This window comes from Neobacillus sp. K501, from assembly GCF_053749995.1.
This window is the reverse complement of record NZ_JBSLYA010000006.1, coordinates 187,232-205,258: the sequence shown is the minus strand read 5'-3', so window position 1 is coordinate 205,258 and position 18,027 is coordinate 187,232. Positions and strand designations below refer to the sequence as shown.

Annotated in this window: 15 protein-coding genes; 13 read left to right on the top strand and 2 right to left on the bottom strand. The window is 39.2% G+C overall.

What is annotated here, in order from left to right; translation table 11 throughout:
• Positions 1-12 precede the first annotated feature (12 nt).
• From ACWM35_RS15340 to ACWM35_RS15325, 4 genes are all read left to right on the top strand, one after another.
• Positions 13-1,011, top strand: a complete 999-nt coding sequence (locus ACWM35_RS15340) for a Gfo/Idh/MocA family protein (protein ID WP_454819668.1) — start codon at positions 13-15, stop codon at positions 1,009-1,011.
• 41 nt (positions 1,012-1,052) lie between these two features.
• On the top strand, positions 1,053-2,033 hold the full coding sequence (locus ACWM35_RS15335) for an ABC transporter substrate-binding protein (protein ID WP_454819667.1): 981 nt from the start codon (positions 1,053-1,055) through the stop codon (positions 2,031-2,033).
• Positions 2,034-2,118: 85 nt separating this feature from the next.
• Positions 2,119-3,606, top strand: a complete 1,488-nt coding sequence (locus ACWM35_RS15330; protein ID WP_454819666.1) for a sugar ABC transporter ATP-binding protein — start codon at positions 2,119-2,121, stop codon at positions 3,604-3,606.
• Positions 3,607-3,625: 19 nt separating this feature from the next.
• On the top strand, positions 3,626-4,672 hold the full coding sequence (locus tag ACWM35_RS15325) for an ABC transporter permease (RefSeq protein WP_454819665.1): 1,047 nt from the start codon (positions 3,626-3,628) through the stop codon (positions 4,670-4,672).
• A gap of 64 nt (positions 4,673-4,736) precedes the next feature.
• Here the strand turns inward: ACWM35_RS15325 and adc are convergent, their stop codons facing one another.
• Positions 4,737-5,513 (bottom strand): acetoacetate decarboxylase, encoded by a 777-nt coding sequence (gene adc, locus ACWM35_RS15320; protein ID WP_454819664.1) that lies wholly within the window; start codon positions 5,511-5,513, stop codon positions 4,737-4,739.
• A gap of 248 nt (positions 5,514-5,761) precedes the next feature.
• On the opposite strand from adc, the gene ACWM35_RS15315 reads away from it, so the two are divergent.
• The 9 genes from ACWM35_RS15315 (at position 5,762) to ACWM35_RS15275 (ending at position 17,098) form a co-directional block, all read left to right on the top strand.
• Positions 5,762-6,448: a CoA transferase subunit A gene (locus tag ACWM35_RS15315; RefSeq protein ID WP_454819663.1), complete on the top strand. Its 687-nt coding sequence runs from the start codon at positions 5,762-5,764 to the stop codon at positions 6,446-6,448.
• Entirely contained in the window at positions 6,449-7,147 is a 699-nt protein-coding gene (locus ACWM35_RS15310; protein ID WP_454819662.1) for a 3-oxoacid CoA-transferase subunit B, read from the top strand.
• Between the two features lie 125 nt (positions 7,148-7,272).
• Positions 7,273-9,234 carry a DUF4910 domain-containing protein gene (locus ACWM35_RS15305; RefSeq protein WP_454819661.1) on the top strand — a complete coding sequence of 654 codons (1,962 nt, stop codon included), beginning with the start codon at positions 7,273-7,275 and terminating at the stop codon, positions 9,232-9,234.
• A 3-nt stretch (positions 9,235-9,237) separates the two neighbouring features.
• Positions 9,238-10,344, top strand: coding sequence for a D-TA family PLP-dependent enzyme (locus tag ACWM35_RS15300; protein ID WP_454819660.1), 1,107 nt, complete (start codon positions 9,238-9,240; stop codon positions 10,342-10,344).
• A 176-nt stretch (positions 10,345-10,520) separates the two neighbouring features.
• A complete protein-coding gene (locus ACWM35_RS15295; RefSeq protein ID WP_454819659.1) occupies positions 10,521-12,227 on the top strand; it encodes a methyl-accepting chemotaxis protein in 1,707 nt (568 codons plus the stop codon).
• A 26-nt stretch (positions 12,228-12,253) separates the two neighbouring features.
• Positions 12,254-13,318 carry a sugar ABC transporter substrate-binding protein gene (locus ACWM35_RS15290; protein ID WP_454819658.1) on the top strand — a complete coding sequence of 355 codons (1,065 nt, stop codon included), beginning with the start codon at positions 12,254-12,256 and terminating at the stop codon, positions 13,316-13,318.
• Between the two features lie 162 nt (positions 13,319-13,480).
• Complete coding sequence (locus tag ACWM35_RS15285; protein WP_454819657.1) at positions 13,481-13,867, top strand: response regulator; 387 nt, start codon at positions 13,481-13,483, stop codon at positions 13,865-13,867.
• Positions 13,860-14,783: a hypothetical protein gene (locus ACWM35_RS15280; RefSeq protein ID WP_454819656.1), complete on the top strand. Its 924-nt coding sequence runs from the start codon at positions 13,860-13,862 to the stop codon at positions 14,781-14,783. The genes ACWM35_RS15285 and ACWM35_RS15280 overlap by 8 nt, the downstream gene beginning before the upstream one ends.
• A 260-nt stretch (positions 14,784-15,043) precedes the next feature.
• Complete coding sequence (locus ACWM35_RS15275) at positions 15,044-17,098, top strand: bifunctional diguanylate cyclase/phosphodiesterase (RefSeq protein WP_454819655.1); 2,055 nt, start codon at positions 15,044-15,046, stop codon at positions 17,096-17,098.
• Positions 17,099-17,166: 68 nt separating this feature from the next.
• Here the strand turns inward: ACWM35_RS15275 and ACWM35_RS15270 are convergent, their stop codons facing one another.
• A complete protein-coding gene (locus tag ACWM35_RS15270; RefSeq protein WP_454819654.1) occupies positions 17,167-17,850 on the bottom strand; it encodes a DUF4956 domain-containing protein in 684 nt (227 codons plus the stop codon).
• Positions 17,851-18,027 lie beyond the last annotated feature (177 nt).

Here is an 18,027-nt window from a genome sequence, read left to right as displayed (position 1 = left end):
AAGGGCATGGGAATGAAGAACATTGGTCTGGTAGGCTTAGGTTTTATCGGGAAGAATCATTTGGAGGCTTATCAACATATTGAAAATGCTCAGGTGAAGGCCATTCTTACGAGGAACAAAGAAAAAAATCAAGATATTACTAGCAACTACCATGGTTTCTTTGTGACGGAATATGAAGATTTATTAAACGATAAAGACATTGATATCATTGATATTTGTTTGCCTACCTATTTACACGAGGAATATATTATTAAGGCAGCAAAAGCAGGGAAACAGATCATTTGTGAAAAACCATTAACGTTAACATTGGAGTCTGCCGACCGCATTATTCATGAAGTAAAGGAGAATAATGTAAATTTATTCGTCGCGCATGTCCTAAGGTTTTGGCCCGAATATAAGGCAATAAAATCCTATTGCGAAAGTAAGAAATTAATAGATATTAAAATTGTTCATGCGAAAAGACTAGGCCAGTTACCGAAATGGAGCAGCTGGTTTCAACACCCAGAAAAAAGCGGTGGTGCCTTATTTGATCTGCATATTCATGATATTGATTTCGCCTATTATCTTCTCGGTGAGGTTGATAGGGTATATGCCGTTGGCAGCAAAAATAAATACGGTGCATGGGATCAAATTTTGACTACGCTTACATTTAAGAATCATAGTATTGCTTTTATCGAAGCATCTCAGCGAATGCCCGATGGATACCCCTTCACGATGTCGTTTAGGGCACAATCAGATGAAGGTACAATAGACTTTAACCTTGTTGCAGGTGAAAATATTGAAAATCGGGAGCACAGTAACCGTCAGTTTTCTTATTACTCTAATCAAAAGAAGTCTCCGGTTGTAATAGAAAAAGGCGATGCGTTTCAAAATGAACTAGCGTATTTTGTGAATTGTATAGAAAACAACTATGTAAACACCGTTATCCCTTTAAACGACGTACTGTATACACAAAAGTTGTTAATGGCGATTGAAAATTCATTGGAAACAAGGCGAGAAGTTCGTATTTAGGTTTCTGATAAAAATCAATAGATTACTAAGGGGGTTATTTTTTGAAAAAGGCGTTTTCTTACATGGTGTTACTCCTATTGATTATCGTTCCGATTCTTAGCGCATGTAGTGGTGAAAAATCAACAGGTGAAGACCCAGGTAAAACGGATGACAACGATACTAAGAAGCACAAGATTGGAATTCTGGCACCAGCTGTTACACATGGCTGGGTTGCAGCCGTTGCCTACCACGCCGAGGCCCGTGCGAAGGAACTGTCTGGTGAGATTGAGTACAAAATTCAAACTAGCACGAATGCGGAGGAAATGACTTCTCAATTAGATGATTTGATGACATGGGGAGCTGAAGCGATTGTAGCCTTTCCGCAGTGGGAAGGGATGGAGGTGCCAATCCAGAGGGCGTTGGATGCCGGAATTAAAGTAGTGAATTTTGATATTGTCATTGATGCCGAAGGAGTCTACCGTGTGGCCGGTGATAACGAGGATATGGGAGTTCAAGGTGCCAATTATATTGTCGATAGGATTGGGAAAGAAGGGAACGTTGTGATTCTGGAGGTTCCTTCTTCAGGTTCCGTTTCTGAGCTAAGAAAGAAGGGGTTTGTAGAGACGATAGAGAAAATCGCGCCTGATATGGAGCTGCTTACTTATGCTACTCAGTTTACGAGGGAAGATGGCTTGAAGGACTTTGCTGATATTTTAACTAGCAATGCAAAAATTGATGCCGTTTACTCCATGGATGATGAAACCTCCATCGGTGTCCTCCAAGCAATCAAAGAAGCAGGCAGAACGGATATTAAGGTGGTAACAGGCGGCGGTGGAATGCAGGAATACTTTAATATGATGCCAGAAAATAATGATATCTGGATACAGTCCGCTCTTTACAGTCCAGCAATGGTCAAAGATGCGGTCGATATTGCACTAAAAGTATTAAATGGCGAAAAAGCTGAACTAGAAACGATTATCCCGACAACGATTGTCGATCGAGAGAATTATAAAGACTTCCTAGACGCAAATTCCCCTTATTAGCATCGTTCAATAGATTAATGGAATAGAAGAGAGGTTATGGCTCAGCTGTAGCCTCTCTTTTCATCAAAAGTATGTAGGTGATGGCATGATCATAGCGATGAAAAATATTAGAAAATCCTTTGGAAGTAATGAGGTACTTAAAGATGTATCCCTTACGATAGAAGGCGGAAACATCTGCGCGTTGCTAGGAGAAAATGGTGCAGGGAAATCTACACTTATGAACATACTGGGCGGCGTCCATCAAACTGACTCAGGTTCGATAACCATTGATGGAGAACAAGTAAGATTCAATACCCCTGCCCAATCACAAAAGGCAGGAATCGCCTTTATCCATCAGGAACTGAATCTGATTAATGATTTGCCGATTTATGAAAATATGTTCCTGGGCAGAGAATTGAAAACGAAAAGAGGAAGTCTGGACCTCGAAAGAATGTTTCAAGAAACAGAAAAGATGTTTAAGCAAATGAACGTGGATCTAAACCCGAAAACAATGGTACGTGACCTGGATGCTTCCTATAAACAAATCGTTGAAATCTGCCGGGCGATGATGACAAATGCATCCACTATCATTATGGATGAGCCGACCACTTCCTTAACAGAACCGGAAATCGAACGGGTTTTTACGATGATGAAGACGCTCCGCGATCATGATGTGGGGATCATATTTATCTCCCACAAGTTAAACGAGGTCATGCAGATATGCAATCGCTTTGTCGTGCTTCGAGATGGAAACCTGGTGGCAGAAGGGAATGTCAGTGAAGTGACGACAGAGACCCTTGCCCGTTTTATGGTCGGCTATGATGTGAGAACAGAACATTTAGTAAGAGAGAGAAAAATAGGAACGGAGATTTTACGGGTAGAGGGAATTACAGGCAATCCGGCCTTTAAAGATATTAGCTTTTCTATTAATGAGGGTGAAATCGTCGGATTTACGGGGCTGCTTGGTGATGGACGAAGTGAACTCTTTCAAGCTATTTTCGGAGCAAACAAAATTTCTTCAGGAAAAATCTATCTAAATGGACAAGAAGTAAAAATAACAAGTACGACACAGGCCATATCTGAGGGAATTGCCTATCTGCCACGTAATCGAAAAGAAAATGCCATGATCAAGGATATGAATATCCTAGAAAATGCATCGATTGTGACATGGCCTAAATTTTCAAAACGAGGCATCATAAACAAGAAAAGGCATCAGGAGATTTTTGAGCAACAAAAGCAAGCTTTACGAATAAAAATGGGAAAGCTTACCGACAACATTACAAGTCTTTCAGGGGGGAACCAGCAGAAGGTAGTCTTGGCCAAATGGTTAGCGGCTAGTCCAAAATTGCTTATCTTAGACAACCCTACCCAAGGTGTGGACGTGGGAGCGAAGGAAGATATTTATGATATTATTCTGAAACTGGCTGAGGATAACATTGCCGTCATCGTGCTATCTAGTGAAGCACCTGAAATTATCCGCATCTGTGATCGGGCGGTGGTTATGTTTCATGGAGCCATTCAAGGGGAATTGGCTGGAAAGGATATGAATGAGCATATGATCATGAGTCTTGCTACAGGTGGAGAGCTAAATTAGTAAGGGGGGGAGGCCGATTATGGATAATGCTAATTTGAATAAGAAACGAAGTTTTTTTGGATGGTTCGGATATAAATGGTCGAATGAACCATTGTTTAGCACAGCAATTGCACTCATCATCATGATTATTTTACAGACATTGGTTTTAGGATTTGACTATGATTCCTTTGGCAGCTGGTTTCAATCTTGGATAAACAACTGGATCAATATCTTAAGAAATAATGCAGGAATTGGAATTATTGCTTTGGGTATGACTTTTGTGATCATAACTGGAGGCATTGATTTAGCCGTCGGTTCGACGTTGGTGGTCACAGGTGCTTTCACGATGATGCTGATCGACACGGGGACCAAAGGGATTTTGGGAATTTTAGGATTGACTGGATTTCCAGCATTTGTTGTGACGGTCATACTCGTGCTGTTAGCTGGCTACTTGCTGGGATTACTAATTGGAGCAACGATTACAAAAGGGAATGTCCCGCCATTTATTGTGACCTTGGGGGCGATGATGATCTTTAGAAGTGTTACCCAGCACTTCATGCAAGGGTATAATCCGAAGGTGCCAATCGAATTTTTACAGATTGCTAGTTTTAAATTCGGAAATTATATGATCATGCCGATCCTCTATTGGGCCATCATTGCCTATATCCTTTACTATGTATCGAAGCGAACAACCTTTGGAAGACAGATTATTGCCGTGGGGTCAAATGAAAGAGCAGCCAAACTTTCTGGTGTCAATGTAAACAAAGTCAAGACGCGAGTATATGCGCTGATGGGATTCCTTGTTTCGATTGCCGCAATCATTCAAGTTTCTCGAATTGGTTCGATGGACTTTTCTAATGCTGGAAGAGGAATGGAAATGGATGCCATTGCAGCGGCTGTCGTAGGTGGTACCAGCATGATGGGTGGAAGAGGATTCATTCTAGGAACCGTGTATGGGATGTTAATTATCGCGGTTATGAACAATTTATTGAATTTATTTGGCGTCCCGCCTTTCTTAAGAGAGGCCTTTAAAGGGTTTATTGTGATTGGTGCAGTTCTGTTGCAAAGGAAGGAAAAGACGTCTTAGTACAAAATCGTTGACCCAATCAAGAGGACCCTAACTAACAGTGATAGGGTCCTTTTTTAATAGATTATTTTTGAATCACCAATTCCTTTGGCTCCACCAATCCCTCTTCAGCAAGATAGTCATGAACCACTTTTGTCCGTGGAAGCGAAAGGTCAGTGAGAATATGGGATGCAGACACAATTTCGAGCACTGGTAAATCTGCTAACGGGGCGAGCGCATGGGCAAATAATTGTAAGCGGGCTGGTGATGTCCAGGCTCCTTTGATGGTGATGTCTGTAATCTCACCGCGTACAAGCTCACAGATTCGTGGTTTCCCGTCATTGCCGCGAATAAGCTTTAGCATAAAGTATGGTTTGCAAAGCTCAGCGCGTGCCTGTTCTAGGTCGATCGCCTGATGTTTATACCCCATAGTAGCCGTTGCAACGCGTAAAGTACCATAGTCTAGTGTTCCGACTAATGTATCAGAATCTATGTACAGACTTGGTTTTCCTAGCTTTTTCGGATAGGCCCCTACTTCACGGCCGGCAGCAATCGCTGGGTGGTTGTCTACGTACATGGAATGAACATAGTCCCCTTTTTCTCCATTAAAACGAACAGGTATGACCTGCCCTGATTCGGTATAAGAGCCTAAACCGGTTACGTCTGGCATGCGGATGACCTCAAATTTCACTAACGGTTCATCAATTTCCAGCGGTTCAGGTACTACCTTTCTTAATGCCTCCATATCAGTACGATAAACGATGTTAAGGTATTCGCGGTTATTGAATCGGTATGGACCACGAGGGAATGCAGGAGCATCCAATGGAGTCGAGATTTGTTTTGTTACTTGATCAAGTTTCATTTTACAATCATCCTTCCTATTGTTATTCAAATTTAATATGAGAACATTATTGAATGAATAATAAATAACTCCTGTTTTTTTTATGAAAGGAGAATTTATCAATAATAGATTGATAGCAACTCTAAATTTCGAATAATTTTTAAAGGTAATTGACAGAAAATTCATTTATGTTTTATTATTTAAAATATAGCATACCAACCGGTTAGTATGCAAGACGAGTTTAAATTTTTCATAAAGGAGAATGGCAAATGAATCATACAGTTGATCAAATTAGCACGAATGTTCAATTTCTAACGGCAGATGAAGCAGTGAAGTATATTCCTGAGGCGGCTTCTATCATGGTAGGAGGTTTTGGTTTTCCTGGTATGCCCCGGCATCTGTCAAAAGCATTGATCAAACGAACGGAACTGAAAGATCTCACACTAATTATGAATAGCCTTGGCAGTGTGTCCATTCTCAATGATCTATTTGTGCAAAATCGAATCAAAAAAGTGATTGGCAGTTTCTTTTCCACCAACAAAGAGTTAGTTCGAGCACACCGTGAGGGAAGCGTCGAAATTGATTTATTGCCTCAAGGCACATTTACGGAAGCAATTCGTCTGGGCGGAGCAGGAATTCCAGCCTTTTTTACACCGACTGCAGCAGGAACGGAGCTGGCCCGTGGCAAAGAGACACGTGTTATTAATGGACGTGAACATGTATTAGAGAATTCATTGACTGCGGATGTCGCGATCATTAGAGCCTATAAAGCAGATAAAGCCGGAAATCTCATCTATCGAAAAACAGCCCGTAATTTCAATCCAGCCATGGCGACCGCTGCTAAATTGACGATCGTAGAAGTGGATGAGATCGTTGAAATTGGAGAACTGGATCCTGATATGATTGTTACACCATTTATCTTCGTTGATATTATTGTGAAAAGGGAGGAAGTATAAATGAGCGATTCTACTAAGAACTATATTGCATGGCGCTGTGCACAGGAATTATCGTCTGGAGTTGTGAATCTAGGAATTGGGATTCCAACAATGGTTGCGGATTATTTGCCTAAGGGAGTTGTTACGCTTCATTCTGAGAACGGCATTCTAGGAGTTGGTCCAGAGCCAGAAGAGTTCGAACTGGATATAGAAAATATGGACTTGGTTAATGCTTCAGGTGTTCAACCGATTACCGCCTTGCCTCATGCTTCTTATTTTGACAGTTCTCTTTCATTCTGTATTATGCGCGGTGGTCACCTTGATGCCACTGTCATTGGTGCTTTGCAGGTTTCTGAAACTGGTGATATCGCTAGTTGGGCAGTGCCAGGGAAAGATGTACTTGGCGTTGGAGGCGCCATGGATCTGGTAATTGGAGCGAAACGAGTCATCGCAGCGATGACGCATCTATCCCCTAAGGGAGAGCCGAAGATTTTGTCAGAATGTACATACCCGCTAACTGCTAAAAATAGGGTAGACACAATTGTTACAGAATACGCGGTATTCAAGTTCAGAGAAGGACGTCTATGGCTAGTAGAGTTGGTGGACGAGCTGTCGTTTGAACAGTTGAAGGAAATGACACCTGCTTCCTATGAAATCGCCGATGATTTCAAATGGGTACAAAGAAAATTGGTAGTCGAAGAAGTGCTTGTTACTAAGTAAGGCGAAGGAAGCTTAACTAAAGTTCCCTCAGACGAATCGTTTGAGGGAACTTTTTTAGGTTAGAAATGAAGGTTTTTCTTTAAAGAAAATAGAATGTATGAAGAAATGCTAGAGGAGGGTTTTGCATGTTCAAAAATTGGAAAAAGACCATTAAGGAAGAACTTTCAGGCAGACAAGCCTTTAGATATGCCGATCGAATAGCCCAATATCATCGAATTCAGGCGTCTCCTGGATACCGACAAGCTGCTCATGAAGTGGTCTCTTTATTAAAGAGAGATGGAGTAGACGCTGACCTTGTCTCCTATCCAGCAAGATATGGTGAACGATTCTTATCACATTTCTCCTTTCAAGAATGGAAGTGTGCTTCGGCAGAATTATGGATTGAAACCCCAGTTCGAAAAAGAATTGCCCGATTCGAGGAAGAAGAAATTTCTGTTATTCAACGGAGTATTTCAACTCCAATCGGTGGAGTAGAGGCTGAATTAGTGGTCATTGAAAATGCAGAAGAAGAAAGCAGCTATCAAGGTCTTGATTTAGAAGGGAAAATAGCCCTTGTAAGAGGGAATCAATTTATCATACATATGTTAGCGGTAGAAAAATATAAATGTGCCGGACTTATTTTTGATAATCTTACAGAATTCCACCCAATCCGTACACGGCTGGATTTACCAGATGCAAGACAATATACTTCCTATTGGTGGACCAGCCAAGAGGAAATGAAGTCATTTGGATTTGCGGTATCGCCAAGGATTGGGGAAGAGCTTAGAAATCTTGCAAAAAAACAAACGGTCAAGTTAAAAGCCTTTGTAAAAGCTGAATTAGCAGAAGGTCAATTTGAAAATATTGAATATTTAATTCCTGGTAAAAAGGATAAGGAAATCCTATTAGTCAGCCATTTATGTCACCCGTATCCTGGAGGGCAAGACAATGCCTCTGGTCCAGGAACATTGATGGAAGTGATGCGAACATTAACGCGATTGATCAACGAGGGAACTCTGCCACAGCCAGAGCTAGGGATCCGTTTTTTAATGATGCCGGAAATGACTGGTACCGCGGCTTATTTTCACCAGCATCCTGAGCGGATTCCGCGTACCATTGCTGCATTGAATCTTGATATGGTTGGCGCTGATCAAACGAAGGGCGGGGGGCCGCTATGTATCGAACAACCACCAATGGCTATGCCTACTTTTGTTGATCGGTTTGCCTATAAACTGGTTGAAGAAACTACAAATAATACTGAGAATTTCACAGGTACTACGGAATATAGTACGGTGCATTATATCAATACTCGCTTCTCTGGAGGAAGCGACCATTATATTATTTCAGACCCTACAATTGGGATTCCTTGCCCAATGCTCATTCAGTGGCCGGATAAGCATTACCATACGACAGCAGACTCCACGAAAAATCTCGATGAAAATATGATGAAATTAGTGGGCACGGTAACGGCATTATATAGTTACGGGTTGGCAAATGGAGAAGAGTCTGACTGGCTTTCCTATAGCTATCATCATGTCGGGAAGGTGGGTACTCATCTTAGTCAGGTAAAGGAATGGCTGGTAAAAGGGGATTTATCGAAGGAGCAATTTCAAAATGCCTTTTCTTTTTATGTTAATTATGAACAGGAGTCTTTGTCCCAATTAGATACTTATGCTGGCCTTCGTCATTTTAAGAGTTTACAGGAGTGTATTGTGGCGACGAAGCAGCTAATTATAAAGCAAGCAGACATCTTACGGGAAATTGCTGAGAGAGAGCTTGGCGAAGAACAAATAGATTCAAAGGAAGAGGATAGTCAAGATTGGATGAATGCTATTTATAGTCGCAACTATTCAGCTCCAGTCCAAATGCGGGATGAAATAAAAGGGTTGTCACTACATGAGAGATATCATTTGTTAAAAGAGGTGGGAGCTAAAATTCCTCAAGGGTATACGGATTTCCTCTTTTATTGGATGGACGGTGTGCGCACGGTGAAAGAGATCCTTAACCTTACGAAATACGAAACAGGTCAATATTTCCCTGAATATGCAAAGGAACTACTTCAAATTTGTCTGACTTTAAATATTATTAGTAAAAAAGAGGATGCATAGAATATGACCAATCTTTATACATTAGATACCCCAACATTGCTGGTGGATTATCGAAAGCTTCTAACTAATATTAATGAAATGGCCACTTTCGCAAGCGACCACGGTATTTCCTATCGGCCGCACATCAAAACACATAAATCAGTGAAAATTGCGCAGCTCCAGGTAAAGGCAGGAGCGGTTGGTATAACGGTTGCTAAAATTGGTGAAGCAGAGGTCATGGCTAAGGGAGGAATTGAGGATATCTTAATTGCCTATCCGATTTCAAGCCCAGCTAAGATTGAGAGGTTAGTAAAGCTTTTAGAAAAAGGAGTCAGACTGAAAGTATCCGTGGATAATGCCGAATCATTATCCCATCTGCAAAAAGGACTGGACCAAACTCCTTTTACTTTAGAGGTATGGATCAAAGTGAATTCCGGATTAAATCGTTGCGGAGTTGAACCGGGTAGGAAGGCCGTCCAACTAGCCAAGGTGATTATGACGTGCTCAAAGTTAAAACTTGGCGGGATATTTACCCATGCCGGACATTCTTATGCAGCAAAATCACTGGCGGAAATCGAAGCCATTGGCATTTACGAAGGTCAGGCAGTTGTTGAAAGTGCTGAGGAATGTGAACGGGCGGGCATTCAAATTCCCGTTCGCAGCGTCGGTTCTACCCCGACCTATCAAATAGCGGGAAAGATCCAGGGTGTAACCGAAATTAGACCAGGTAATGCGGTGTTTTTCGATAGGATTCAAGCAGGTTTAGGTGTGACTTCATTAGAAAATTGTGCCCTTACGCTGCTCTCTTCGGTTGTGGGAGTTTATCATGATCGAATTATTTTCGATACAGGCAGTAAGGCTCTTTGTTTAGACAAGGGTGCCCATGGTAACGAAACGGTTAAAGGGTTTGGTCATATCATTGGCCATCCGGAAGTAGTCATCGAACGTTTATCGGAAGAACATGGAGTAGGAGTGTTTTTACAGGAAACGGACTTAAAGTTGAACGATAAAGTACAAATTATTCCCAATCATGCCTGTACCGTAGTGAATCAGTTTGAAGAATATATTATTCATGAAAACGGAAAAGTGATCGATGTCTGGAAAGTAGATGCTAGAGGAATGATCAAATAAATTCGATGGAATGAGGCTCAATCCTATTAATGGATTGGGCTTCTTTTTATTGGCTAATTCTCTCAATAAACATTAAGCGTTTTTTGTCGATAAATAATATTATACGAACATAATGTTTACTTTACAGGATGGATTTCATGTATAGGAAAAATGAGAAAGATATAGGAGGGAATACCTTGTTCGAAAAGTTTAGATGGTCAAATATTAGGATCGGCGGAAAGTATACCGTTATTTTCTCAATAATTACCCTTTCATTTTTAATTGCTATATTCATTACAGGATTATTTATTAATCGAACGAGTGGGGATATGGATGAAACAGTGAAAAGAAACAATATTTCAACGTATTCATCTGACTTGATTACTTTGTTCGATGAAAAGTATTTGTTAATACCAGAATATATTCTCCTTTCAGACGAGGCAAAACTAGATGAGTATTTAGAACACAGCAAGAAATTTGTAAGTACAGCGAAAAAACTCAAGAAGGATCTAGATAAAGATCAATTGGCGACCTTTAATCAAATGATCGAAAACAATAATAAACTAGATGAGTATTTTTTTAGCACGATTGTCCCAAAGGTACAGGAAATTAACACAGCTGAGTTCAAGGTTTTACAGCAATCTGCCAATGAACTTAAAAACGAAACATCAAAACTTGGACACGAATTAAAAGATTCAGCAAAAAAATTAAGTAATGAGAAAATGGACATTGCGAAAAAGAATCTCGAAAAGCTGATTTGGATTTTGGTTATTTCGGCTATTAGTTCGATCGTGATTGCGTTTATTCTTCTGTTTGTGATGAGCAAGAAAATAAGCAAAAACTTAAATGAAATAGTTTCCATTAGTAAAGATATTGCAAGCGGGCAATTGAACAACGAACCTTTAACCTATCATGGAGAAGATGAAATCGGTCAGTTATCACACTCCATCAATGTTATGGGGCAGAGTTTACGGGAGATGATCTCAGAGATTTCTCACGTTTCTAATGATGTGGATCGAAATATTCTAACATTGTTTGAATCATCGAAAGAGGTTAAGATTGGCAGCCAAGAAGTAGCCATTTCAATCGAAGAAATGGCAAATGGATCGACGATTCAAGCGAAAAATGTTACCAATATCTCGCAAAAAACAAGGGAATTTAATGATAATATTTTAAGTGCGAGTGAACAGGGGGAAAAGCTTGTCCGGTTCTCCGATGAAGTATTACAAGCTGCTATCAATGGGGATAAGCAAATGAAACAATCGCTGGAACAAATGCATATTATTAACAGTGTTGTCCATCATTCTGTTGACCAAGTGCGAGGCCTGGAAAGCCGAACCGAATCGATTACAGAAATTATCCAAGTCATTAAATCGATTGCAGACCAAACCAATCTGTTAGCATTAAATGCTTCTATTGAAGCCGCACGAGCTGGTGAAGCGGGTAAGAGTTTTTCCGTAGTAGCAACGGAGGTTCGGAAACTAGCAGAAGAAGTTTCTAGCTCAGTTGAGAGCATCGCATCGATTATTTATTCGATTAAAGAAGAAACCTCTAAAATCGCGGGAAATCTCGATAAGGGATATAGTGAAGTGAGCAAAGGCAGTGAGAAAATTGAAAGTACAGGCCAACAATTTGCTGAGATCAATGAGAAGGTTTCCGAGATGTCTACAGGGGTAAAAATGATTTCATCTACGATAATGAAATTCAAACAGTCAAGCCAAGAAATTAACGATAATATTGTGGATATCGCGGCAATATCAGAAGAATCAGCCGCTGCAACGGAAGAAATATCTGCTTCTGTTGTTCAACAAACGGCATCTCTTGATATGATTTCCAGTAGTACAAAGAATCTTACCGAAATGGTAGAGAGAATGAATGACCAGATTAATAGGTTTAAACTATAAAAATGTGAACGAAAGGAGGAAAAGAAATGAAAAGATTTAGCAGAAATTATCTACCTATCTTACTATCTATATTCCTTGTAGTGATTACAGCGGGCTGTACGAGTGAACCATCTAAGGATGTGGCGCATGCAAAGGATATGAAATTAATTTCGGATGAAGATAAACCATATGTTGGATTTCTAATTGATTCATTGAAAGACGAGCGGTGGTATAAGGATAAAAACTTATTTGAAGATCAAATTAAAAAACTTGGCGGGCAAGTAAAGACACTGGCAGCTAATGGACTGGACAATGTGCAGATCAAACAGGCAGAACTGCTCATCGAAGAAGGTGTCGATGTATTAGTCGTGGTTCCCCATGATGCCGAGATTTCTTCCAAAATTGTTGATAAAGCACATAAAGCGGGAGTCAAGGTAATATCGTATGATCGGTTAATTAAAAACGCTAAGGTGGATTACTATATTTCTTTTGATAATGTAAAGGTTGGAGAGCTCCAGGCTACTGAAATCTTAAAACGGGTATCAAGCGGAAATTTCGTTTATATCGGGGGGGCCGAGTCGGATAATAATGCCATCTTGTTCCGTCAAGGAGCACTGAAGGTTATTCAACCGCTTATCGATAATGGACAAGTGAAGCTAGTCTATGATCAGTATACTGACGATTGGAAGCCAGAAAATGCTAAGGCAAATATGAAAACGGCCTTAAATGAAAATGGAAACCAGATTAATGCGGTTATCGCGGCCAATGATGGAACGGCAGGTGGAGTTATTGAGTCGTTAGCTTTCGTTGGTTTATCAGGTTCTGTTCCAGTGTCTGGACAAGATGCTGAGTTAGCAGGGATTCGTCGTATTGTTGGTGGTGTACAAACGATGACTATTTATAAACCGATTAATATCCTCGCGGTTAAGTCAGCGGAAATGGCCATCAAGGTTGCAAAAGGGGAGAAAATTAAAACTGACCATGTCACTAACAATGGGGAAATGGATATTCCTTCGATTTTACTTGATCCGACTGCAGTCACAAAAGATAACATTGATGATACTGTCATAAAAGATGGGTATTTGACGGAAAGTGAAGTTTATAATAATTAGATATTTAGAGCCAGTCCTTTTATAAAAGGGGACAGGCTTTTTTTTGTGGAATTTAATAAACTTTTGGAAATTGTCGAACTTCACTGTCAAAATAGAGGATATTGTACTAGTTCTGTAGAACTAGTAACTGTATTCTTTTACTAGAAGAAGGAGCTGACAGAGATGGAGAATAATTTAAGAGTTTTGATTTGTGATGATTCCGTTTTAATTAGAAAAAAATTAAGAACAGCATTAGAAAAATGTAAATGTGCAGAAATTTTCGAAGCAGAAAATGGAAATATTGCAGTAGATTTAGTGAGAGAGAATTCTATTGATTTAATCTTTATGGATATTGTAATGCCTTATAAAGACGGGATTGAAGCACTAAAAGAGATTAAAGAAATTAATCCAAATGCCAAAGTAGTAATGGCTTCATCTGTTGGGACAAATGAAAATCTGAAAATCGCCCTTAAAAATGGGGCCTATGATTTTGTTCAAAAACCAATTACCCTCGAAGCGGTTGTAAATATCATCGAAAAAGTTTTGAAAGAAGGTACAGTCAATGTTTAGTCAATACTTTGGTCATTATTTACTGAATCGTGATCTTATAACAAGGGAACAACTTGCGGATGCATTAGAGTTTCAGAAGTCTGTTCATGTAAAGTTTGGGGTAATTGCGGTTGATGAGGGATATATGACCCCAACACAAGTGGAGGAAGTGCATCTAAAGCAGAAACAGGTTGATAAGCGATTTGGTGAAATCGCTATTGAACTTGGCTATTTATCGGATGAACAAGTAGAAGCTCTTGTTTCGAAACAAAAGCAAAATCATTTATTCTTAGCGCAAGCACTTGTTGACCTAGGGATATTGACAATTGAACAGTTCGGGAACGCCTTACATGACTATAAAATGGAGAATAGCCTTTCTGATGATCAATTTGAAGCCATAAAGAGCGGGAGTATTGAAACATTAGTAGGAAATATCCTTGATGTGAAAGATATCGAACGGAAAACTACGTATGAAAAGTACTTGTCCCTTTTTGCAAAGAATATGATTCGATTTATCGATGATCAAGTGTATTTAGAGATTGAAGGGCTTGAGGCTTCGCAACCTGGCGACTGGTTAGTTCATCAAAATATTACTGGGGAATCTCCACTTTTCACAGCAATATCAGCTACCGAGGATGTATTCCTCTATCTAGCTTCGAAGCATGAGGAAGAAGAGCTAACGGAAGTTGATGAACTTGCAAAAGCATCAGTCAGTGAATTTCTAAATTTACATAATGGCATCTATTTAGTGAATATGTCGAATTGGGGTAAAAAGCTAAATATGGAGCCGCAAAATGTGCTGGAAAATGCATCGGTTTCGGGAGAGTCTTTCCTTGTTACCGTTAATACTTCGGGGGGGTCTTTCCAATTGATTCTCTCTGATCAGCCTGAAACTATTTCAATTGAATTGGAAAGAAATTCTCAGCAGCCGGTATAAAAAAGAACTATTTAATAGCCAGATAATTGTAACTAACAACAAGGCCCTTTCGAAATATCGAAAGGGCCTTGTTGTATTACGGACTATAACGCTGAACAGGGTTGGGTTGGTAATTTACTCCATTACTATTTTAGAGCACAAAATCTATATTACTTTGGTCCTGTTTTTTGTATAATTTAATAATATTTATCAAACGCTTCATATTTTGTCCCTATGATAGTTCTTACTTCTAAATTATTTTAGTAAAGGTTGTTGTATTTATGTTTTCTTCACCGGCATCACAAAACATTTATGTTCTACATGGGGAATATTCAGTTTCAATCGTAATCCTTTCCATTGCTATAGCCTGTTGTGCTTCCTATACAGCTTTGTCGATGAACCAAAGGATGCAGCAGAGTAGCTTTTTCCACAAGAATTTTTGGCTTTTGCTCTCTTCGGTTGCAATGGGTTTAGGTATTTGGTCTATGCATTTTATTGGAATGAGTGCTTTTAAACTGCCAATTGAGATGGAGTACGATATCTTTCTAACCACGATCTCTGCATTTCCAGCTGTTTTCGCCTCCTATTTGGCATTTTCTTTTGCCAATCGAACACACAAGACTCATCGTCCTGCTATTATTGCAGGCATCATCATGGGGCTTGGAATTTCATCTATGCACTATATTGGTATGGCTGCCATGAAGATGAATGCTGAATATATCTACAAACCATGGATATTTTTAGCATCTATTGTCATTGCCATAATCGTATCTTACGTTGCCTTGTTTATATTTTCCAAGTTACAAAAATATATGGGAAAGCAATTAATTAAAATTGGAACTTCTATTTTAATGGGCCTTGCCATTACGAGTATGCACTATACAGGGATGTCTGCAGTCGTTTTCTATGGAGAAGAACCCTTGAGAAACAATTTACATCACATGCACCAAATGGATACGACTTTAATGGTAACTGTGGTAACAATCGGAATTTCCCTATTGTTACTCATTTCTGGATTAGCTAGTTTACTTGATCGTTATGTTGATCATCGATTAAATTATTTTGATGCCTTAACACTATTACCTAATCAAAGACAGTTTGAACAAGACCTAAAACATATGAAAACGGCTGGGAGCTTAGCTATTATTCATATTCATAATTTAGAGAAATGGGTTAGTGGGCAGGGGTATACCTTTGGTGATCAAATGATAAAGGCAGTTGGAGATGTCATTCAGAGCTTAAAACCTGCTTCTGCAAATATATATCGCATAGAAGAAAATCGGTTTGCGGTTTACAATCTTAAGGAACACGATTATGAAAGTATGAAATTATCATTGGAGAGGATTTTATCGATTTTCATGAAACCATTGATGGTGGATCACCATCAAATTGTCATTGAAATGGTATGTGCGATTTCTCATTCTGGTGATAAAAAAGATGGCAGGGAATTATTTTCAAATAATATGGCTGTTCTTCAACACTCTTCGATTAGGTATAAGCATGAAGTTATTGAGTATGATCCAGATAAACATACCTATAGTTTCGAGAGGCAGATCGTTGAAGATATTACTAGTGCCATCACAAACAATGAACTATTCTTAGTATACCAACCCAAGGTATGTGCGAAAACACAGGGTGTATCTGGAGTTGAAGCGTTATTACGGTGGAATCATCCAGTACATGGAATGATTTCTCCAGCGATTTTTATTCCTATTTTAGAAGAGAATGGAAAAATATTTGATGTGACAGACTGGGTCATTCAAGAGGTTTGTCGTCAAGTATCCCTTTGGTTAAAAGAAGACCTCCGATTTGGTCAGGTGTCCATAAATATCCCAGGACCATATGTTACTTCATCAAAATTATTAAAAGTAATCAATCAAAACCTATTGATGCATAAAATTAATAGTCATTTTATTGAGCTTGAAATTACCGAAACAAGTGTTATTCATGATATTGAAAATGCGATTACTGCTGTAAATGAATTTAGAGAGCTTGGTTTATCCGTAGCATTAGATGATTTTGGAACAGGATTGTCATCATTGTCGTATTTAAGAAGAATTCCCATTTCAACGATTAAAATTGATAAATCCTTTGTTGATGGAATTCCGCTATCTGAAAGAGATTCTGCTTTATTAAGAGCGGTCATCACACTTTGCTATTCATTAAATTTAAAAGTTGTCATTGAGGGAGTAGAAACGAAAGAACAATTTGATTTCATTACTACCATGACAGAAACACCTAATATACAAGGGTATTATTTTTCCCGACCACTAACAGCGATGGAACTAGCTTCATGGATTCAAGAAAGAGTTTTAACAGTAAAATCTTCAAATTAATTCAACAATGGAAACCTAATAAACAATAAAAACAGCAGAGAGTTCACACCTCTGCTGTTTTTATTTTACTAGGCCGTAAAATTCCCATCATAGCTTAACATGATCGCTGATTTTACACCTACAATGCCGGAGATATTATTGATGAAGCCCAAATCATTCTCTTTCACTCTGATTTCATAGGTAACTTCAAAATCATTGCCAGGCATAACGGATTTTGATTTAAGCGAATGCTTCTTGGCATGTCCAGAAATGACATGCTCCAATGAGTTTTCAATCGAAGTTTCATTGTATCTGATAACCAGGAGATAAGGATTCTCAATCTTAATTTTATTTACAAAGAAAAACAGAACCAGACCGATTAGTATAGAACCAGTAATCGCGAGTATAATGAAGCCTGCACCGCATAAAATACCGACAACAATGGACCAGAATATATAAACGATATCCATTGGGTCTTTAATAGGGGTCCTAAAGCGGACAATCGATAAGGCACCAACCATACCCAGTGATAGAAGAACGTTGGATGAAATCCCAATGATAATGAGGGCGGTTGCTAATGACATAATGATAAGAGATATATTAAAGGTATGGGAGTAAATAACCCCGGTAAATGTTTTCTTGTAAATCATGTAAATGAACAGTCCCAAAGCGAATGCCACCAACATACCAATAACAGCATCGACTACTGAAACGTTGCTAGTCTTTTCTAAAATGCTAGATTTGAAAATATCTTTAAAATTCGTGATTTCCATTTTCTATTTCCTCCAAGAGTTAATTTTTAAAAAATAATAAAATATATCAATTTCATCTTTGAGAATTGTCCAGCTCCACAAGAGTAAGCTTCGAAAGCGGTACCTCGCACGAAATAAAAGCGTTAGCTTTTATGAGGAGCGCCTAGGGGTAAGCCCCTGATCAAGGCGCTTACGCTT